The sequence below is a fragment of the Streptomyces sp. NPDC002588 genome (assembly GCF_040295925.1).
Taxonomy (GTDB): domain Bacteria; phylum Actinomycetota; class Actinomycetes; order Streptomycetales; family Streptomycetaceae; genus Streptomyces.
In genome coordinates, this window is record NZ_JBEOWF010000008.1 from 63,009 (window position 1) to 80,376 (window position 17,368).

A 17,368-nucleotide genomic window follows, 5' to 3' on the forward strand; every position below is an offset into this window, starting at 1 on the left:
TTGTCCGGTCAGGGCTTGTACTCGTAGCCGATGGTGAATCGGGGTGGCAGACACCATTCCCCGTACTCGATGATCCCTTCCGCGTCCGACCATCGGTGGGCGCCGGCCAGGATCGGGGAACCGACCGGCAGCCCCAGTGCGCTCGCCTCTCGGGCGTCAGCCGGGCGGGCGTGCATGTCGTCGCGGGCGTGGGTGATCGTGCGCCCGGTGGCTTCCAGAACCCTGGCCGAGAGTCCGTGATTGCGGCCCGGGGCGGTGTTCAGCAGGTCCGGTACGAGGGCGGCGAACGGGGCCGGATACCAGGTCACCGCGAACACGGTCCGGGTCTTGCCCCGTCCGGCCAGCCACTCCCGCCGCACCACCTGGTCCCCGGCCTCCAGGTCGAAGATCTCCGCCACATACAGCGGCGGGATGATCAGCTCGGCCGCCGTCACCCGACTCGTCTCACCCTCGGCCAGGAACGACTTCACCTGCTGGACCCGGGCCAGCCGGTCCCGCGCCGACAGCGTCCAGCGCGGATCGTCGGCGACGTAGGTACCCCTGGGGGTGGTGCGGATGAAGTTCTCCACCTGGAGAGCCTGCAAGGCCCGGGAGACCGTAGCGGCCGCGGCCTGCCACTGGCCGGCGATCTCCCGGTTCGTCGGCAGCTTGGCGCCCGGCTCAAGCTCTCCCGACAAGATGCGCTCCCGGAAGTGATCCGCGATCTTCGTGAACGTCTTGGGACTGGGCATAAGGCTTGCCCCTCCGTTGAGTTGACGTAATGTCAGTGGAAGCACACTAGTGCACTACGAACCGTAGCGGGAGTGCTTCGGCCACTCGAATACTGAACTAGAGCACCGACCTGTCAAGATGTCGGCCATGTGACGTTCGAGAGGTGGCGATGTGCAATGACGGAGCCGACCAGGTACTCCACCCAGCCGGTCGAACTCCCCTTGCGCCTGGAACTGGAGCCGACTCCCGTTGAAGGCTGCGCGGGCTGCGCCGAACTGGCCAACGTACGCGACCGGGCCCGCACGGTCGGCGACATGACCACCGTCAGCGACTGCAACGTCTACATGCGACGCCACCCCGAGGGCCACCAGTGAGCCCCCACGCCGTATACCGGCACATCACCCACACCATCCGCCACGCCCCTGAAGGCGGCATCACCTACGAGGCGTTCTGCACCGCTGCCAACTGCGAAGCCGAATCCGGACCCCACGCCGAGCAGGAAGCCGCACAGGACTGGGCACTCCGCCACACCGGACGCACCGGTCACAACCTGTTCAGACGCGTCTTCACCGACCATGCCAAGGTCACGCGAGCCGAATAGAACCACCACCGCCAGCCTGAACAGGACCCACAACCCGCAGACCATCGCCCCAGGCCAGCAGCCAGCCGGACGCTCGGCAACCGACCACGGCGTACCGCCGAAGCGGGATGCGTCCAAACTTTCTCTACGTCTTCAAGGCGACCCGCTGACGCGGGTCGCGCGCGGCACGGCCGCCCACCCGGCCCGCTCTCGGCTCCGCCACCGCGGGCCGGCCAGCGACCAGGCCGCGCAAAGACAGCACAGCGGACGACCGGAAGCGCGGAGAAAGCCGGACACGCCAGCACGGCGAACGCCAGGCCGACGGCGAAGCGACGGCGGGGAGTTGGCCGGGGCGTAGGCCCCGGGGGTGGGGCCGGTCGGCTCCGTGGGCTTTACCCACCTCCCCGGGCCGGGGCCCGCGTCGGGCAAGGCCAGGGGGCCACTCGTTCAAATTCCGGGCAGGTCCAAAGCCTGCCCGAGTTGCTGGCCAGCGTACGGCCCCCTGACCATGCCCGACCCCAACCCGGGCAGGACACCGGCCAAAGCCCACTCCACCGCCCTCACGTGCGTAGCCGTCTGACGGCAACGCCGACGGCAACAGAGGCGCACAGCACGGCACTTCCATGCACACCCACGGACAGGCCGGAATTCGCTGACCAGCGAAAATGCAGGTGCCGCCCGCCCGGCGCGCACACGTACTATGTGCTGGCGGGTCGGACACCGGTTCTTGTTCACAATGCAAATTGTGGCCCGGCCCTGAAGGATTTGGAGAAGGACTATCCTCGGCGCACAGTGGGAATTCTTGATGTCGGTAACGATCAGCTACCGATGATTAGTGGTCCACGTGGGCAGTCCGATCTCCTCGATAATCTTCCGGGCAGGACGAAGGCAAACTTCAACCATGTGGAGACTCATGCAGCAGCTTTCTTGCGCATGAATCCCGGAGTCAGAAAAGCTGTGCTCTATATCGACTACCCGACTGGGGCGTGTGGAACATGTGCAAGTACCTTGCCTGACATGTTGCCTGAGGGTGCCCAGTTGTGGGTCATCTCGCCAGGGAGGACCGAGAAATTCGTGGGACTCCCTGACTGATTCAGGGACGTAATCGGCGGCCGATCCGGGTGGATCGGCCGCCGATTCACACCCTGACTACCTACCAGGGGAGTGGCTCGTTGGTTGTGTGGTCCTGCACTCCGGAGTAAGAGCGCCACTTGATTCCTGTGGCATTTTCCGCCCATTCGAGGTCCTCTGGCGCAACCGCTGCCAGGGTGATGTCATGACCGGCCTCGGGGGCGTCGCTCGGGTGGATGAGAGCCAGCCAGCTCTCACCGAAGAGGATGCGTGAATCGCGGGTCGGCCAGTTCCATGCAGGGAAGGGGAACTCGCTAATCCCTTCCTGAGACCAGAGCCAATCTACTTGTACTCCTTGCGCGACTTTACTTGCAGGAGCACCCATGATTGCCTCTACGACTGTGGCGTGAATCAGAAATTCTGAAAGCCGCTCGCCAGTGCACTTCCATGGGGTGGGCTCGTCAGAGGGCTCTCGCTCGTATACGGAGTGATCTTCGTTGTTCGGGTCGAATGCCCAAACCCAAGTTCCTTGATTCTCGACCCAGAACGGAATCTTTCCGTCTTCTGTCGAGAGTTCCGGCAGTGGGATGGCGTAGTTGTGCGAGGCGATCAGCCCGCCCCACCGGGCGGAGATTTCATGCCACTCAACAAGTTCCCTGGGTACTCCAGGTGACTCTCCCAGCCTTACATTGGGCACTGCCGGGGCGCCATACCATCTCCGTAGAAATCGCAGCAGGCCCTGATTGTCCGTGGGGGCGAGATAGCTCATGTGAGCCATTATGCGCTACAAGCGAGACGTCGACGTCAGGTGATCTGCAAAGTGCTATAGCAAAACGGGAGCCCTGTAGGTGGGGCTCCCGTCGGTCTTGACGGCAGTAGTTGACGGCAACGTCAGCGGACCGGTGCTGCACAAAGCGGCGGGTCGTCGCCGTCGCCGGGCTCGGGGGCGGCCTCGGCGAGGTTGCCCAGCGCATGGTTGAGGAGGTCGATGGCCTGGCGCTGAAGGCGGAGGCGGACGTGTGCGTACACCATTGCGGTCACCCCGATGTGGGCATGGCCCAGGAGTTCCTTGATGACGACGAGTTCGACGCCCTGCTCCAGAAGCAGGGTCGCCGTCGAGTGGCGGAGGTCGTGAAACCGGATCGGCCGCAGGCGGGCTTCGCGGAGCAGCGTGTTGAAGTGCCGGGTGAGGGTGGCGGGCTCGATCGGGTGTCCGTCCGGCCGCGTGAAGACGTGTCCGCTGTCCTGCCGCATCGAGCCTGCCCGGTCTCGCTCCCTGGCCTGCCGCTCGCGGTGTGCGCGGAGGGAGTTGACGCAGGAGGTCGGCAGGGCGATGCGCCGTTCGGAGCTGATGGTCTTGGTCGGCAGGGTGGCCAGGCCACGGCTGTGGGTGCGTTGGAGGGTGCGGCGGATGCTGGCCGTGCCGCTGTCGAGGTCGAGGTCTTCCCAGCGCAGCCCCAGGAGTTCGCCCTTGCGTAGCCCGGTGCGCAGGGCGAGCTCGAACAGTGCGGCGAGTCGGTGCCCCTGTGCGGCGGCGAGAAACTGCCGGGCCTCTTCGGCGGTGAGGGGGTTGAAGCGGCGGGGGCGGGGTGTTCCAGTGCGGACGTTCCGGGCGACGTTGCGTGGAATCTCCTCTTCGCGGACGGCGTGCTCCAGTGCGGACTTGAGCACCGAGTGGATGTAGGCGAGCGTCAGTGCAGAGAGCTGCTTGCCGCAGCAGCGGCCGAGTGCGCAGCAGCGCGGGCGTCGGCTGGCCTGTGCGTTCGGGTTGCGGCCGGCGTCGATGCCGCGTGCGCAGCACTGGCAGACGGTCCGCAGGGCGTTGAGCCAGGTTCGGACGTCCTTGGCGGTGAGCTTGGCGAGCTTCTTCCGGCCCAGGCCCGGTATCAGGTATTGGTGCACGACGGCGGTATAGCGGGTGTGGGTGGTCTCGCGGAGTTGGTGGACGGCGACGTTCTCCAGCCAGTACGTCAGGTAGGCGGCCAGGCTGCCCTGGGCGGTGACGGCGGGGACGCCGCGGTTGCTGGCGGCGATCTTCTCGGTGAGCTTGGCCAGTGCCTCCGTGCGTGAGCTGCCGTAGACGCGGATGCGGCGGCGGGTGTTGCCGGGGGCGAGGACGTATCCGGCGGCTTCCCAGCGGCGGTCTTTTCGCTGGTAGACGGTGCCGTCTCCGTTGGCGCGGGTGCGGCGGGAGGCGGGGATGTCGCGGGGTGTGGTCGTCATGCGGCTTCCTGGTCGAGGCGGGTGTGGATGAAGTCGGTGAGGGCGTGTGCGGGGATGCGGCGGGCGCGGCCGAGGGTGAGGGAGGGGAGTTGGCGGGTGCGGAGGAGGTCGTAGACGGCGGTGCGGCCGAGTTGGAGGCGTTCCATGACCTGGGGGACGGTGAGGAGTTCCGCGCCGGCGGTCACGCGAGGGACTCCGTCCGGACAGCACGGGTCGGCCGATCAGCGGAGTGACCGGCGCGGTCACCGGAGCGCTTCGAGCGCCGGGTTCGGGTCGGTTGTTCGCGTCGGGTCTGCCGTTTCGCGGTCAGGAGGTCGGCGAGGTGTTCGAGTTCGGGCAGGAGGCCGGTTCCGGCGTACTGCCAGTGGGAGATGACCAGCGTGGTGTCCGAGCCCGCGCGCTGACTGGGGATATCGCGGGGACCGGGACGGTGACTGGCGGCCAGGTCGGTCGGGTGTCCGGCGCGGTCACCGGCCGGACTGTCGTCCGTCTGACCGGCCCGCGTCTCAGCCGGGGCTGAGGTCTGGTTGGCGGTGTCGGGTTGGCTGGTTCGCCAGGTGGTGCGTTGGGCTCGGAGGTGGGCGAGGGTGGTGGAGTAGTGGCGGGTGCGGGTGGAGAAGTGGCCTCGGAAGCCGAGCATGTGGGCCCATTGGCGCAGGCGGAGGTGGGCGTGCGCGCGTTTGGTGGCGAGGCGCCAGGCGGTGTGGATCATGCGGCGGGCGTGGTCGGTGATGTCGTGGGCGGCGAGTTCGGCGAGGATGCGCAGGCGGCGGTCGAGGGTGCCGGTGGTGGTCTCGGCGCCCTTGGTGGCGTACTTGGCGATGTAGCTGGCGACGTGCCGGTCGGTGACCGGGCCGCCACCGGTGAAGTCGGTGCCGCGGATCGCGCGGACGTCGATCTGCTGCCCGAACCGGAACACCAACCGCCCTGCCTGGTCTGACCCTTGGGGCTGGGACGAGTGGGTGTCCTTGGCGGGCTGCGGTTGCTTCGGCGGTTCGCCCTCGTGGTGGACGCGGGTGCGTGTGGCGGCGGCGCGGACGGCGTGGTTGAGGAGCTGGACGGTGGCCCAGGCGGGCGGGGTGCTGCCCGGGCCGGTGGGGCCGTCGAGGCGGATGACGGCGTGGAAGTGGACTTGTCCCCGTTTCTGATACTCGGCGACCTTCGCGTACGAGAGGGTGGCGTGATGGCGCAGATTCCGCTGCGTCAGCCCCGCCGCCTTGGCGATCTCCCGGCGGAGGTGGATGGTGAAGCGTGCCCACAGGGCGGGGGCGTGCGCGTTCCACAGCACCGCGCCCGCGTAGTCGTACCGCTCGGGGTTGAGCGGGGTGCCGAGGAGCGGGTCGTCGTCGGCATGGAGTTGGCCGCAGTGGCAGTGTCCGGTGTCGGGTTGGTTGTGGACGGGGCCGAAGCCGGGGGCGGTGAGGGTGGTGAAGACGCGGGGGTGTGCGGCGACGCTGGTGGGGACGGTTTTGCCGCCGCGCAGTCCGGCGGCGATGAGCTGGTAGGTGTCGTAGCGGTAGACGGTGGAGCAGGCGGGGCAGCGGGTGGCGCGACGGTTGCCGCAACGGACCAGCAGTTCACCCGCTGGGAGCCGACTGGAGTCGAAGTGGTCGAGGATCTCGCCGGTCGCGCTGTCCAGGCGGGTGCGGTGCCCGGTCAGTCGGATCGGGTGCGCGCAGCCGCCGAGGGTGCTGATCTGCCGTGCGAGGGGTGCGAGTTGGCCGATGGCGGCGAGCTTGGCCAGCTTGGCGGTGAGCCTGACGCGGCGGTCCAGCGCCGACCGGCCACCCGCTGGCACGGCGGTGGCCGGGTTCGGCGGCGCGGTCGGCATGGCGAACGTAGACGACCGCCGGCATGCGGTCGTGGCGTTTGCGGGGTACGGGAGTGAGAGCTGTGCGGGCATGCGGAACGGGGCCTTTCGGCGGGAGCGCGGAAGCGGTACGCGCGAGGTGGTGTGGGCAGGCCGAAGTCGTCGGCTCACAGATGAACGGGGCGCCTCGGAGTGGGCGCGGGGGCCGGACCGGGGGTTGGTCGGCGGGGCGCGGTGGTGATCACCGGCGGGTGCGTGACGTTAACATCGCCTCACCTGCGCATTCAAGTGCATCCCTCCTGATTCCTTTCTGCTGGGTGGTGGGACGCGGGTAGTGTGAGGCCGGTTTCCGGGTTTGGACGGGCCGAAATCCGGTGGTAGTGGGGCACGGAGGGCAGGGGTGACCGGCGTGGTGGTGGGGCGACGCGGGCGCAGGCCGGCGGGCAGCGGGGTGCAGCTGACGTTCGAGGTCATCGCCGAGACCTTGCGAGAGCGGATCCGCTCAGGCGGTCTGCAGCCGGGAGATCCGCTGCCGACGCAGGCCGTGCTGATGCGGGAGTTCGGGGCATCCAGCCTGACCGTGCAGAAGGCAATGACCGTGCTGAAGGAGGACGGGTGGGCGGTCTCCCGCCCCGGCAAGGGCGCCTTCGTCGCCCACCGCGACCACCCCGACAATGAGGCCGAAGCTGATGACCAAGACGGCAGGGAGGTAACCGAACCCGCAAGCGGAACGGCGGCCCGCGTCGAGGCGCTGGAACGTGCCCTGGCCGACGCCGTCGAGGAGATCGCCGACCTCCGTCACCGCGTCCAGGCCCTGGAGGCGGGCGGAGACGAGCAGGGCCACTGACCCGCCGCGCCGGGCGGGCTCCGGGGCTGCGTTCAGATTTTCTCTTCGAGGTTCAAGGCGGGACCCGCCCGCTGGTGCGGGCCTCCGTCGCCGACCGACCCGCCGTCGGGCGAGCAGCCGAGACCCGAGTGAGGTGCTGGCAGACGGCCGGACCCAGGCGCGAGCTGGGCCCAACCTGGTGCCGCCAGGCGCATGTTGTGGGCGTTGAGCCCTCGAGCTTCGCACAGCAAGTTGTCGCCGACGACCGTCCTACGGCCGGATCGCAGGCAAGGGCCGACCAGGGGGCCGACCCTTCACGTCCGTCACCGGGCTCACCGAGGGCGGTGGCCGACGTCGCCTCTGGCGGCCGAGTCGCCCCCGACCGCGCGTCGCTGGAGACTCACCGCATTCGGTGGTCCGCGGCCGGAAAACCTCTGACGGCGTCGCCCGGCGTGCCAGACTTTCATCCATGACACGCGCACTGCATCTGACCGCTGCGGTCACCCGTGAGGACGAGTGGTACGTGGCCCGCTGTCTCCAGGTCGAGGTCACCAGCCAGGGGGAGAGCATCGAAGAGGCCCTGGCCAACCTCCGCGAGGCACTGGAGCTGTACTTCGAGGACGCCCCCGCCCCCGAGGCCGTCGCCGACGTGATCACCGCCCCGGTGGAAGTCCGCGTCGCATGAGCCCCGCCGTCCCCCACGGCCTGTCCGGCACCGAGATCGCCAAGGCACTCGAACGCGCCGGCTTCGGCCACATCGCGACCCGCGGCAGCCACGCCAAGTACCGCAAGGACGATCGCACCGTCATCGTGCCCCTGCACCGCTCCCTCGCGCCCGGCACCCTCCGCTCCATCCTCCGCCAGGCCGACTGGACCGTGGACGACCTCACCGAGCACCTCAAGTAGCCCAGAGGCCCAGTCCGGGCCTGGACCAGGTCTGGACCTCTGACGGCAGTAGTGACGGCAACAACCACGAACAACCCCGGCCGAACCCGCACCCCAGCGGACCGCCGAATACCGCTTGACCTGCGAAAACGCAGGTGGGGAGGGGTCGCGTAGCACACGTACTATGTGCTGGCTGGGTCGACTCCGGTCCTCGTTCACAATTCGAATGGCCTGTGTGGAACCGCGGCGCTGGAAAATGGGGACTGGCAGCACATCGTGGATCGGCACCGTCCTGGCGGTGTGAAGGTCGACGATAAGGCTGGAATTTTCACAGGCAAGGCCAAACATGTTCGCGGGCGAATAGCGGAGACCATCGACCGAGGGACGCCTAGGGCTAACACTCCGGACCCTGAAACCGGTAGGCCACGCGCCGGACAGATATATGAGTGGGATTTCGGCGTTCCCGTTGGAAGGGCAGGTCCGGCGAATGGCGGGGGAGAGTTGACAGGCATCCGTGTCGTCGTTGTTGACGGTAAAGTCGTGACGGCGTTCCCGTTCTAGTTGAGTAACGGCGAGCTGAGGAATTCGTGATTCAATTCTCTTTCGAGGTGCCGAAAGCTGGGTCGCCTTGGCGCGATACCTGGGACAAGGCCTTCCAGGTAAACCCAGCGGCCATCAGTGAGACGGATCTCTGCTACAAGTACTTCGGGGTGAGTGCCGAACTCGTGGTTGGCGAGGTTGAGGTTATCTCTAGCGAGGGGCATCTAACCCTCGTTGATCTAGCCCTTTCTCTCTGCCACGCGTTGAGTCGTCTATTGTCAGGAGAAGATGCGGCGATCGGCTTCACGGAAGACGATGAAATCATCCGCTTGCGACGTGATGCTGGTCTAGTTGAAATTACGTCCTCGAAGCATCAGTGGCGGGTCTCTGTGGAGCGGGAAGAGCTTGTTGGCGCTTTCGGTGACTTCCTGCGAGAGGCGCATGCTCGTCTGACTGGAAATGTCCCCGGGTTGGCCGATAATCCGGTAATTCAGCGGTTCTCGCCGGAGTGGCTGGACTCGACGCCACGCGAATAGAGGGTGAAATGACAGGGGTCCCGCTGGAGTGTTCCAGCGGGACCCCTGCGTGGTTTGACGGCAACGGTGACGGCAACGTCAGCGGAGGGCATGTCCGGGCACAGGGAGTCGACATTGTCGGCGCAGACGGCCAAGTGCTCACGGATTTCGACATCGTGACGAGGAACGCCGTGGTTCAGGTCAAGACAGGCTCGGGTAAGGGAGTGCTGAAACAGGCTTTGAGGACTCAGAGTCTGACGGATTATCCGGTCATCGTTTACCTCCCGCAAGGGCGAGGAAGCGTGATCAAGAGTCTTGAGCAGGCCGGCATCATGGTCACTCGCGACAAGAATGTCCTGCTGGATATCTTGGCTCCGTAGTCCAAGATGCGACACAAGCGCCCGTCACGACAGGAAGATCCATGCAGCCTACCATCGTTCTCCTCAGCCCCCCAGGGAGCCATCAGCACATCGTGGCCCGTCTGCAGCAGGCTGGCGCCTACAGTGAGGGTGAAACCTTTGATCGGCTGGATCGAGGAGAATGCAGCTTCGGTGTAGACGCGTCCGGGGATGTCCTCGATGAATTCGATCAGGAGGAAGGGAATGAGATTCGCCAGAGGATTGGCGAGTTTCAGGCGATCACGCTTGAATACTCGGGAGTGTCTTGTATTCGCGATCTCCTGGGTGAAGTAATCCAGGGGCTATCGGGCTTGCTGGATACTAATTACGGCGAACTCATCGAATATGGAGAGGTTCTGGAGCGGTTCCAGAGGGAACCTCTGTGGGATTGGCGGTTCGCGGTGGGTGAATAACCTCCGCGGGTAGGTGCGGTAAATGGCGAGAGGGGGCAGGTTGATGACCTGTCCCCTCTTCCTATAGCCCACGACCTTGCTTTCACTCGCGCAAGGCGGCGGTTCGTCGCCATCGGAGCTGGCCGTCTCGGTGATCCCACCATTGCTGAGCGCGGTGCTGAGGGTGTCGATGGCGTCGCGCTGGAGGCGGAGTCGGACGTGGGCGTAGACGGGGCCGGTGACGCCGATGTGGGCGTGGCCGTGCGACGTGGAGTGGCTACGGTCGCGGCGACGGCACACGACCTGAGCTACGAAGTCGCGCTCTCGCACCCCGTGCCGTATATCATCGGTGCTATGGACAGCGGGCGGTACTCGATCGAGATCGAACCGGAGGTGCGGCTGTGGCTGGAGAGCATTCCCGCCCATCACTATAAGCAGGCCGAACGTGTCGCCGACCTGCTCGCCGAGCAGCCCACCACGCTCGACGAACCGCACTCCCGCCACCTGGGCGGCAAGCTCCGCGAGCTGCGCTTCCGCCTCGGCGATGCCCACCAGCGCATTACCTACTGGCTCGCGCCCGACCGTCGCGTCGTGCTGCTCACCGTGTTCCGCAAGACCAAGATGCGCGAGCAGGCCGAAGTGGACCGCGCGCATGCCGCTCAACGGCTGTGCGAAGCCGAGCACCAGGCAGCCGCCGAACACGACCTCTACAGCCGTGACCTCAAGGAGAGCCGATGAATCACAGCGAATGGAGGACCCGCCGCCACCGCCAGCTGGTTGGTGAGCACCTCGACGCCGACCCTGAGTATGACCGCGTCTATGAAGAAGCCAGTCTGGCCATGACCCTGGGCAAAGCCGTCTACGACCGGCGCAAGCAACTCGGGCTGAGCGAGGCCGACCTGGCCGAGCGCCTGCACACCACAGCCGATGAGGTCGAAGGCATCGAGACTGCCACCGAACTGCCGCCCATCGCTGTCATCATGCGCCTGGCCCGAGCCCTGGACCTCACCGTCGACATGCACCTCGCCCCTGGGGATGAGCCCACCGTCACCATCGTCACCCCCGCCGCCTGAACCCGGGAGGAGCCATGCCTGAAGCCTCCACAGCACTCGCCCGCGAGCTGGGCAGACTCGTCCATGACCGGCGCACCGAGCTCGGGCTGTCCCAGGCCCAGCTGGCTGAGCGGTGCGGGATGAAACAGCCGCAGATCTCCCGCTTCGAAGCCGGTGGAACGGTGCCTACCCTTCCGATGCTGCGCCGCCTGGCCCGTGCCCTTGGAGCCGACTTGAGCATCAGTCTCACTCCGCACGACGAGGCAGCTTGACGTGGATCTCAAATCCCGAGCCTGAGTGGTCTAGACCGTCGACTGCAGTAGTGACGGCAACACCGGCGGACTTCAGTGCACATGGACGGACGTGGAACGGCTGTCACAGTGGATCACTCGTGGAGGTGAGCGGTCGGGATTCGCCCTGGGCGCGGCTCGCTTCGAGCACGGCTGCCTCCACGACAGTCCGGAGCCGGCGTGTCCACCCCGCCGGCGATGTGGTCTCGCGTGGCGGCTTCGGCCTCCACTGGTCCCCGGTCAGGGCCATTGCGTGATCGGGATCTGTCCGGGTTCGGCACGTGAGGCCGAGGGCGGCGGCGATGTCGGGCTGGCCGTCCTGGGCTGCCGGTCTCCGGAAGGGCGCTGCTCGGTGACGACGGTTGCGGAACGGTTTGGGGGTACCTGCCGGTCGATGAAGTCGCTCTCGTCGCCGGGCCTTGAGCGGCTGCTGGGCGGGGTGCGGGAGGTCTATGTGCTTGCCGCGTAAAGAGGGTTGTGTGTGGCGTGGATTCATGAAAGATGACCGTATGTGGATCGAGCTCATTTCCTCGCTGTCGGGTGACGTGGAACTTGCGGGGCAACCCGGTTGTGAGGAGGAAATGCGGGTGGCGGAAGTGGTGTTGGGGCATCCGCTTCCTGCCGCGTTGAAGGAATTCTGGGGTGTGGTGGACGGCGCCCGGGACAAGCACGGGGCCCGTGTCGTGTGTTCGGTCGGGGAGGTCGTCGACCGGAATCTCGAGTTCCGGAGTTCGGTCGATTTCCGGGGGCTGTACATGCCGTTCGATCCGCTGCTTCTCTTCGGGGAGAGCGGTAATGGGGATCTGTTCGCCTTCGTCGTCAAGCCCGAGCGGGCGGACGTCTTCGTCTGGGATCACGAGAGCGACAGCCGGCGCTGGGTGGCGAGCAGCCTGGAGGACTATCTTCGCCGGCGGCTCGGTGGCGGGGATCCCGAGTGGTACGCCCCGTGGTGACGACTCAGCCGCTCGTCTTCGGCTGACCCGCCTTGAGGATCTCCGCGACGTCCAACTTCACCTGGGCCCCGATGGAGTCGGGCAGGGTGACCACCTCGCCCGGGGAGTGCACGCGGTGGGTGGCGTACTCGTCCTCGGTGGGGCGGTGAGGACGTGGAGACGCTGGTTCTCGCGGTCGACGATCACATAGACCGGGATCGCGGCCGCCGCGTACGCGCGCACCTTGTGACGTAGGTCCAGGTTCGGGTTCTCCGACGTGACCTCCAGAACCATGCGGAAACAGTCCGGGGCGTAGCAGTTGTTCTCGACCATGTGGGCCTCGAAGTCCGGGTCCACCACGGAGAGGTCCGGAATGGCGTAGTCCTCCGCGTCGGTGGGGAGCCAGACCGCTACCTTCTGGAGGACCTCTGCCCCGGAGCGTTCGATGCCCGCCCGGAAGTACGCGACCGTCACGTCTGTGAGTACCTCGGTGTGCGGGCCGTCGGGGAGTGGGGTCACCACCAGGACTCCGTCAATGATCTCGAAGCGGTGGCCGGGGTTGCGTTCCATGAGCCAGTCGGCCCACGTGGTCAGGGGCGGGCCGGTCGTGATGCTGCCATGCGGACATCGTCCAGGTAGCGGACTGGCGAGCGGGTCCCGGTCAGTGGTGCGTCACCCGATCGTGGCCCCCGGCCGCCTGCACGCCCGAGGGCCCCGCCCCCGGTCACCGACCGGGAAACGGGGCCCTCGCGGACGTACTGAAGACGACCTCAGAAGCGGCGCGTGATCAGTGCCTTCTTCACCTCGGCGATCGCCTTCGTCACCTCGATGCCGCGCGGGCAGGCGTCCGTGCAGTTGAACGTGGTGCGGCAGCGCCAGACGCCGTCGCGGTCGTTCAGGATCTCGAGGCGCTGCTCGCCCGCCTCGTCACGGCTGTCGAAGATGAAGCGGTGCGCGTTGACGATCGCGGCCGGGCCGAAGTACTGGCCGTCGTTCCAGAACACCGGGCACGAGGACGTGCACGCGGCGCAGAGGATGCACTTCGTGGTGTCGTCGAAGCGCTCGCGGTCCTCCGCCGACTGGAGGCGTTCCCGCGTGGGCTCGTTCGTGTCCTTCGTGATGAGGAAGGGCATGACGTCGCGGTACGCCTGGAAGAACGGGTCCATGTCGACGACCAGGTCCTTCAGGACCGTCAGGCCCTTTATGGGCTCGACCGTGATCGGCTTGGCGGGGTTGATGTCCTTGATCAGCGTCTTGCACGCGAGGCGGTTCTTGCCGTTGATCCGCATCGCGTCCGAACCGCAGATGCCGTGGGCGCAGGAGCGGCGGAAGGTCAGGGTGCCGTCCAGATCCCACTTGATCTTGTGGAGGGCGTCGAGGACACGCTCCTTCGGGTCGATCTCCAGCTGGAAGTCTTCCCAGGTCGCTTCCGCCGAGACCTCGGAGTTGAAGCGGCGGATGCGGAAGGTGACCGTGATGTACGGGGAGTCGGCGAAGCCGGGCTCGGGGGCGCCGGCCGCGTCCGCCTTGTCGAGGGTCGGGGTTGCCATCAGTACTTACGCTCCATCGGCTGGTAGCGGGTCTGGACGACCGGCTTGTAGTCGAGACGGACGGTCTCGCTGCCGTCGTCGCCCACCTCGCGGTACGCCATGGTGTGGCGCATGAAGTTGACGTCGTCGCGGTTGGGGTAGTCCTCGCGGTAGTGACCGCCGCGGGACTCCTTGCGGGCGAGCGCGGAGACCGCCATGACCTCGGCCAGGTCGAGCAGGTTGCCGAGCTCGATCGCCTCGAGGAGGTCCGTGTTGAAACGGCGGCCCTTGTCCTGGATCGACACGTTCTTGTAGCGCTCGCGCAGCTCCGCGATCTTCTCGACCGCGGTCTTGATCGTCTGCTCGGTGCGGAACACCATGACGTTCGCGTCCATGGTCTCCTGCAGCTCGCGGCGCAGGACCGCCACCCGCTCGGTGCCGGTGGACGTGCGCAGCCGCTCGATCTGGGAGACCACCAGGTCCGCCGGGCTCTCGGGGAGCTCGACGTAGTCCGCCCGCTGGCTGTACTCGGCGGCGGCGATGCCCGCGCGGCGGCCGAAGACGTTGATGTCGAGCAGCGAGTTGGTGCCGAGGCGGTTGGCGCCGTGGACCGAGACGCAGGCGACCTCGCCGGCCGCGTACAGGCCGGGGACGACCGTCGTGTTGTCGGCCAGGACCTCACCCTCGACGTTCGTCGGGATGCCGCCCATGGCGTAGTGCGCGGTGGGCTGGATCGGGATCGGGTCCGTGTACGGCTCGATGCCCAGGTAGGTGCGCGCGAACTCGGTGATGTCGGGCAGCTTGGCGTCCAGCTGCTCCGGCGGGAGGTGGGTGAGGTCCAGGTAGACGTGGTCGCCCTCGGGGCCACAGCCGCGGCCCTCGCGGATCTCCGTGTAGATGGAGCGCGAGACGACGTCCCGGGACGCGAGGTCCTTCATGACCGGCGCGTACTTCTCCATGAAGCGCTCGCCGTCCTTGTTGCGGAGGATGCCGCCCTCACCACGGGCGCCCTCCGTCAGCAGGATGCCCATGCGCCAGATGCCGGTCGGGTGGAACTGGAAGAACTCCATGTCCTCCAGCGGCAGGCCGCGGCGGTAGACCGCCGCCTGGCCGTCACCGGTCAGCGTGTGCGCGTTCGACGTCACCTTGAAGAACTTGCCGCAGCCGCCGGACGCGTAGATCACGGCCTTCGCCTGGAAGACGTGGATCTCGCCGGTCGCCAGTTCGTAGGCGACGACGCCGGCCGACTTCCTGACGCCGTCTTCCTCGGTGATCAGCTGGTCGAGGACGTAGAACTCGTTGAAGAACTCCACGCCCTCCTTCACGCAGTTCTGGTACAGCGTCTGCAGGATCATGTGGCCGGTGCGGTCCGCCGCGTAGCAGGACCGGCGGACCGGTGCCTCGCCGTGGTTGCGGCTGTGACCGCCGAAGCGGCGCTGGTCGATCGTGCCGTCCGGCGTGCGGTTGAACGGCAGGCCCATCTTCTCCAGGTCGAGGACGGAGTCGATGGCCTCCTTCGCCAGGATCTCGGCGGCGTCCTGGTCGACCAGGTAGTCACCGCCCTTGACCGTGTCGAAGGTGTGCCACTCCCAGTTGTCCTCCTCCACGTTGGCCAGCGCGGCGGCCATACCGCCCTGCGCGGCGCCCGTGTGGGAGCGGGTGGGGTAGAGCTTGGTCAGGACCGCGGTGCGGCTGCGCTTCGTCGACTCGATGGCCGCGCGCATCCCCGCGCCGCCGGCGCCGACGATGACTGTGTCGTACTTGTGGATCTTCATGTTTCTCGCAACCCCGTGCCTAGCGGATGTTCGGGTCGAAGGTGAAGATCACCAGCGTGCCCAGCAGGATGGTGAACACCGTGGCGGTGTAGAGCAGGCCCTTCAGCCACAGCCGGGTGTTCGCGCGCTCCGCGTAGTCGTTGATGACCGTGCGCAGGCCGTTGGCACCGTGCAGCATCGCGAGCCACAGCATGAGGAGGTCCCAGACCTGCCAGAACGGAGACGCCCAGCGGCCCGCCACGAAGGCGAAGCCGATCTTCGACACGCCGCCGTCCAGCACGAGCTGGATCAGCAGGTGACCGATGACGAGGACGACCAGCACGACGCCGGACAGGCGCATGAACAGCCATGCGGCCATCTCGAAGTTGCCCCGGGTGGACTTCGGGGACTTCTTGGTGCGCTTGCGCGGGGCCTCGATGAGGGGCGCAGGGTTGTCGACGTCGTAGAACGAGCCGCCCTCGACGGGGCCGATCCCGGACGCGGTGGTTTCAGTGGTGGCCATGGGGCTCAGCTCCCGAACAGTTCACGAGCGGCGTGGCCGAGGACGGGGTAGATCGCCCCGAGCATCAGCACGACCCAGATGCCCACGACGCTCCAGAGCATCTGCTTCTGGTAGCGCGGGCCCTTCGACCAGAAGTCGACGGCGATGACACGCAGGCCGTTGAGCGCGTGGAAGAGGATGGCGGCGACGAGGCCGTACTCCAGCACGGCCACGATCGGCGTCTTGTACGTGGCTACGACCTTGTCGTAGTCCTCGGGGGAGACACGCACGAGAGCGGTGTCCAGGACGTGTACGAACAGGAAGAAGAAGATGAGGACGCCGGTGACTCGATGAGCCACCCAGGACCACATTCCTTCCCGGCCGCGGTACAGCGTTCCAGCCGGCACGGAAGAACCCTCCGGGAGCGGGGATTGGGGCCTGCCGGCTTCGGTGTCGGACGGGCCCGGCCGGGTACGGTCCACCGGCCCCCAGCATCGTAGCGACGGTTGCCTGCGGCGCTTACGCCGGGCCTACCGGTGTGATCAAAGTGGCACGCATATGGGTGAGCGTTGCGGCATCTGTGGTGGGTTGTGCGGGTTGTCTGCCGGGTGCGGTGTCGTTTGGGCTGGTCGCGCCCCGTGGCGGAGCCGCAGATGTCACAGCCCGCGCCCTTGAAGGAGCTTCCCCAGTCGTTGCCGTGCCAGGCGCCGCAGCTCCTCCGCCGTGACGACCCGCTCCTCCTCCGGATCGTTTGTCAATCGTGACCGGATTCCCTCCAGGACGTGGTCGAGGACCTCGTTCTGCGGTACACCGTCGAGGCAGATGACGAACACATGTCCGAAGCGGGCCTCGTAGGCTGCGTGGGCCGCGCTCAGCGCGGTGTGGGCCGCCTCGTACGTCCCCTCGGGCAGCGTGGGCAGGGCCTCCGCCGCCAGGGCCTCCGTCAGATCCCCCGCCGTCAGGTCGTACGCCGCCTCGTCCGACGCGGCCAGGAGGGCTTCCGGGGTGGGGTACGGGCGGTGTTCGGCCACGCGGCGCGCCCAGCGCAGGCTGTGCAGGCAGGTGAGGAGGGTCTCGTGAGCCTCTTCGGCCGGGACGGTGTTGAAGGTGTCCAGGAGAGGGGCCGACGGGCTCCGGGTCTGCGCCGGTATGGGAAGGCGGCCGGTGAGCTGGGGAAGACGGTGCGCAGACAGCGTGGGTCCTCGCGTCACGTGTGATGTGGCAGGGGATGCGGTGGAGGGTGTGTCGTCACGTTATCGGGAGTGGTCATGATGTGTCCGACGCTTGCCCGAATTTCACTCTAACGGGAGAGTTTCAGAACGTGTGGTGGACTGCTTCGGCGCGCTTAGGCCACGCGG

23 protein-coding genes and 1 pseudogene are annotated in these 17,368 nt (G+C 67.0%); 13 read left to right on the plus strand and 11 right to left on the minus strand.

The window, feature by feature from the left end; translation table 11 throughout:
• Positions 1 to 8: 8 nt before the first annotated feature.
• Positions 9 to 731 carry a GntR family transcriptional regulator gene (locus ABT057_RS10955; RefSeq protein WP_352342244.1) on the minus strand — a complete coding sequence of 241 codons (723 nt, stop codon included), beginning with the start codon at positions 729 to 731 and terminating at the stop codon, positions 9 to 11.
• Positions 732 to 887: 156 nt separating this feature from the next.
• On the opposite strand from ABT057_RS10955, the gene ABT057_RS10960 reads away from it, so the two are divergent.
• From ABT057_RS10960 to ABT057_RS10970, 3 genes are all read left to right on the plus strand, one after another.
• Positions 888 to 1,085: a hypothetical protein gene (locus ABT057_RS10960; protein ID WP_175513419.1), complete on the plus strand. Its 198-nt coding sequence runs from the start codon at positions 888 to 890 to the stop codon at positions 1,083 to 1,085.
• Complete coding sequence (locus tag ABT057_RS10965; protein WP_175513418.1) at positions 1,082 to 1,312, plus strand: DUF7848 domain-containing protein; 231 nt, start codon at positions 1,082 to 1,084, stop codon at positions 1,310 to 1,312. Before ABT057_RS10960 ends, ABT057_RS10965 begins: the two co-directional genes overlap by 4 nt.
• 771 nt (positions 1,313 to 2,083) lie before the next feature.
• Entirely contained in the window at positions 2,084 to 2,383 is a 300-nt protein-coding gene (locus tag ABT057_RS10970; RefSeq protein WP_502973866.1) for a DddA-like double-stranded DNA deaminase toxin, read from the plus strand.
• A 61-nt stretch (positions 2,384 to 2,444) separates the two neighbouring features.
• On the opposite strand, the gene ABT057_RS10975 is transcribed toward ABT057_RS10970, so the two are convergent.
• From ABT057_RS10975 to ABT057_RS10990, 4 genes are all read right to left on the minus strand, one after another.
• Complete coding sequence (locus tag ABT057_RS10975; RefSeq protein ID WP_352342246.1) at positions 2,445 to 3,131, minus strand: hypothetical protein; 687 nt, start codon at positions 3,129 to 3,131, stop codon at positions 2,445 to 2,447.
• 122 nt (positions 3,132 to 3,253) lie between these two features.
• Positions 3,254 to 4,585, minus strand: a complete 1,332-nt coding sequence (locus ABT057_RS10980; RefSeq protein ID WP_352342248.1) for a tyrosine-type recombinase/integrase — start codon at positions 4,583 to 4,585, stop codon at positions 3,254 to 3,256.
• Positions 4,582 to 4,770, minus strand: coding sequence for a helix-turn-helix domain-containing protein (locus ABT057_RS10985; protein ID WP_352342250.1), 189 nt, complete (start codon positions 4,768 to 4,770; stop codon positions 4,582 to 4,584). The genes ABT057_RS10980 and ABT057_RS10985 overlap by 4 nt, the downstream gene beginning before the upstream one ends.
• Positions 4,767 to 6,488, minus strand: coding sequence for a replication initiator (locus tag ABT057_RS10990; protein ID WP_502973854.1), 1,722 nt, complete (start codon positions 6,486 to 6,488; stop codon positions 4,767 to 4,769). Before ABT057_RS10990 ends, ABT057_RS10985 begins: the two co-directional genes overlap by 4 nt.
• A 307-nt stretch (positions 6,489 to 6,795) precedes the next feature.
• On the opposite strand from ABT057_RS10990, the gene ABT057_RS10995 reads away from it, so the two are divergent.
• The 10 genes from ABT057_RS10995 to ABT057_RS11040 all read left to right on the plus strand — a co-directional run bounded on the left by ABT057_RS10995 (position 6,796) and on the right by ABT057_RS11040 (position 12,246).
• Positions 6,796 to 7,242 (plus strand): GntR family transcriptional regulator, encoded by a 447-nt coding sequence (locus tag ABT057_RS10995; protein ID WP_352342253.1) that lies wholly within the window; start codon positions 6,796 to 6,798, stop codon positions 7,240 to 7,242.
• Between the two features lie 448 nt (positions 7,243 to 7,690).
• Entirely contained in the window at positions 7,691 to 7,906 is a 216-nt protein-coding gene (locus tag ABT057_RS11000; protein ID WP_352342255.1) for a type II toxin-antitoxin system HicB family antitoxin, read from the plus strand.
• Positions 7,903 to 8,127 (plus strand): type II toxin-antitoxin system HicA family toxin, encoded by a 225-nt coding sequence (locus ABT057_RS11005; RefSeq protein WP_030735403.1) that lies wholly within the window; start codon positions 7,903 to 7,905, stop codon positions 8,125 to 8,127. Before ABT057_RS11000 ends, ABT057_RS11005 begins: the two co-directional genes overlap by 4 nt.
• 566 nt (positions 8,128 to 8,693) lie before the next feature.
• A complete protein-coding gene (locus ABT057_RS11010) occupies positions 8,694 to 9,182 on the plus strand; it encodes a hypothetical protein (RefSeq protein ID WP_352342256.1) in 489 nt (162 codons plus the stop codon).
• 8 nt (positions 9,183 to 9,190) lie between these two features.
• Positions 9,191 to 9,541, plus strand: a complete 351-nt coding sequence (locus ABT057_RS11015; RefSeq protein ID WP_352342258.1) for a hypothetical protein — start codon at positions 9,191 to 9,193, stop codon at positions 9,539 to 9,541.
• Positions 9,542 to 9,633: 92 nt separating this feature from the next.
• Positions 9,634 to 9,972, plus strand: a complete 339-nt coding sequence (locus ABT057_RS11020; RefSeq protein ID WP_352342260.1) for a hypothetical protein — start codon at positions 9,634 to 9,636, stop codon at positions 9,970 to 9,972.
• A gap of 333 nt (positions 9,973 to 10,305) precedes the next feature.
• On the plus strand, positions 10,306 to 10,689 hold the full coding sequence (locus ABT057_RS11025; RefSeq protein ID WP_352342514.1) for a type II toxin-antitoxin system RelE/ParE family toxin: 384 nt from the start codon (positions 10,306 to 10,308) through the stop codon (positions 10,687 to 10,689).
• Positions 10,686 to 11,024 (plus strand): helix-turn-helix domain-containing protein, encoded by a 339-nt coding sequence (locus tag ABT057_RS11030; protein WP_352342262.1) that lies wholly within the window; start codon positions 10,686 to 10,688, stop codon positions 11,022 to 11,024. The genes ABT057_RS11025 and ABT057_RS11030 overlap by 4 nt, the downstream gene beginning before the upstream one ends.
• Positions 11,025 to 11,038: 14 nt before the next feature.
• Complete coding sequence (locus ABT057_RS11035) at positions 11,039 to 11,275, plus strand: helix-turn-helix domain-containing protein (RefSeq protein WP_502973855.1); 237 nt, start codon at positions 11,039 to 11,041, stop codon at positions 11,273 to 11,275.
• Positions 11,276 to 11,802: 527 nt separating this feature from the next.
• A complete protein-coding gene (locus tag ABT057_RS11040) occupies positions 11,803 to 12,246 on the plus strand; it encodes an SMI1/KNR4 family protein (RefSeq protein ID WP_352342264.1) in 444 nt (147 codons plus the stop codon).
• A 4-nt stretch (positions 12,247 to 12,250) separates the two neighbouring features.
• On the opposite strand, the pseudogene ABT057_RS11045 reads toward ABT057_RS11040, so the two are convergent.
• The 6 genes and pseudogenes from ABT057_RS11045 to ABT057_RS11070 all read right to left on the minus strand — a co-directional run bounded on the left by ABT057_RS11045 (position 12,251) and on the right by ABT057_RS11070 (position 17,221).
• Positions 12,251 to 12,795, minus strand: a pseudogene (locus tag ABT057_RS11045) (Uma2 family endonuclease).
• A gap of 200 nt (positions 12,796 to 12,995) precedes the next feature.
• Positions 12,996 to 13,775, minus strand: coding sequence for a succinate dehydrogenase iron-sulfur subunit (locus tag ABT057_RS11050; protein WP_352342266.1), 780 nt, complete (start codon positions 13,773 to 13,775; stop codon positions 12,996 to 12,998).
• Positions 13,775 to 15,529: a succinate dehydrogenase flavoprotein subunit gene (gene sdhA / locus ABT057_RS11055; RefSeq protein ID WP_352342267.1), complete on the minus strand. Its 1,755-nt coding sequence runs from the start codon at positions 15,527 to 15,529 to the stop codon at positions 13,775 to 13,777. Before sdhA ends, ABT057_RS11050 begins: the two co-directional genes overlap by 1 nt.
• A 19-nt stretch (positions 15,530 to 15,548) precedes the next feature.
• Positions 15,549 to 16,031, minus strand: coding sequence for a succinate dehydrogenase hydrophobic membrane anchor subunit (locus ABT057_RS11060; protein ID WP_352342269.1), 483 nt, complete (start codon positions 16,029 to 16,031; stop codon positions 15,549 to 15,551).
• Positions 16,032 to 16,036: 5 nt separating this feature from the next.
• Positions 16,037 to 16,417, minus strand: coding sequence for a succinate dehydrogenase, cytochrome b556 subunit (gene sdhC / locus ABT057_RS11065; RefSeq protein WP_079061657.1), 381 nt, complete (start codon positions 16,415 to 16,417; stop codon positions 16,037 to 16,039).
• A gap of 249 nt (positions 16,418 to 16,666) precedes the next feature.
• Complete coding sequence (locus ABT057_RS11070; RefSeq protein WP_352342271.1) at positions 16,667 to 17,221, minus strand: 2-oxo-4-hydroxy-4-carboxy-5-ureidoimidazoline decarboxylase; 555 nt, start codon at positions 17,219 to 17,221, stop codon at positions 16,667 to 16,669.
• Between the last annotated feature and the right edge of the window lie 147 nt (positions 17,222 to 17,368).

What these genes read in the sequence shown, in the direction of transcription:
- ABT057_RS10955 (WP_352342244.1), bottom strand. Translation starts at nt 731, where the DNA reads ATGCCCAGTCCCAAGACGTTCACGAAGATCGCGGATCACTTCCGGGAG.
- ABT057_RS10960 (WP_175513419.1), top strand. Translation starts at nt 888, where the DNA reads ATGACGGAGCCGACCAGGTACTCCACCCAGCCGGTCGAACTCCCCTTG.
- ABT057_RS10975 (WP_352342246.1), bottom strand. Translation starts at nt 3,131, where the DNA reads ATGAGCTATCTCGCCCCCACGGACAATCAGGGCCTGCTGCGATTTCTA.
- ABT057_RS10980 (WP_352342248.1), bottom strand. Translation starts at nt 4,585, where the DNA reads ATGACGACCACACCCCGCGACATCCCCGCCTCCCGCCGCACCCGCGCC.
- ABT057_RS10990 (WP_502973854.1), bottom strand. Translation starts at nt 6,488, where the DNA reads ATGCCCGCACAGCTCTCACTCCCGTACCCCGCAAACGCCACGACCGCA.
- ABT057_RS11000 (WP_352342255.1), top strand. Translation starts at nt 7,691, where the DNA reads ATGACACGCGCACTGCATCTGACCGCTGCGGTCACCCGTGAGGACGAG.
- ABT057_RS11005 (WP_030735403.1), top strand. Translation starts at nt 7,903, where the DNA reads ATGAGCCCCGCCGTCCCCCACGGCCTGTCCGGCACCGAGATCGCCAAG.
- ABT057_RS11015 (WP_352342258.1), top strand. Translation starts at nt 9,191, where the DNA reads ATGACAGGGGTCCCGCTGGAGTGTTCCAGCGGGACCCCTGCGTGGTTT.
- ABT057_RS11025 (WP_352342514.1), top strand. Translation starts at nt 10,306, where the DNA reads ATGGACAGCGGGCGGTACTCGATCGAGATCGAACCGGAGGTGCGGCTG.
- ABT057_RS11030 (WP_352342262.1), top strand. Translation starts at nt 10,686, where the DNA reads ATGAATCACAGCGAATGGAGGACCCGCCGCCACCGCCAGCTGGTTGGT.
- ABT057_RS11035 (WP_502973855.1), top strand. Translation starts at nt 11,039, where the DNA reads ATGCCTGAAGCCTCCACAGCACTCGCCCGCGAGCTGGGCAGACTCGTC.
- ABT057_RS11040 (WP_352342264.1), top strand. Translation starts at nt 11,803, where the DNA reads ATGTGGATCGAGCTCATTTCCTCGCTGTCGGGTGACGTGGAACTTGCG.
- ABT057_RS11050 (WP_352342266.1), bottom strand. Translation starts at nt 13,775, where the DNA reads ATGGCAACCCCGACCCTCGACAAGGCGGACGCGGCCGGCGCCCCCGAG.
- sdhA (WP_352342267.1), bottom strand. Translation starts at nt 15,529, where the DNA reads ATGAAGATCCACAAGTACGACACAGTCATCGTCGGCGCCGGCGGCGCG.
- ABT057_RS11060 (WP_352342269.1), bottom strand. Translation starts at nt 16,031, where the DNA reads ATGGCCACCACTGAAACCACCGCGTCCGGGATCGGCCCCGTCGAGGGC.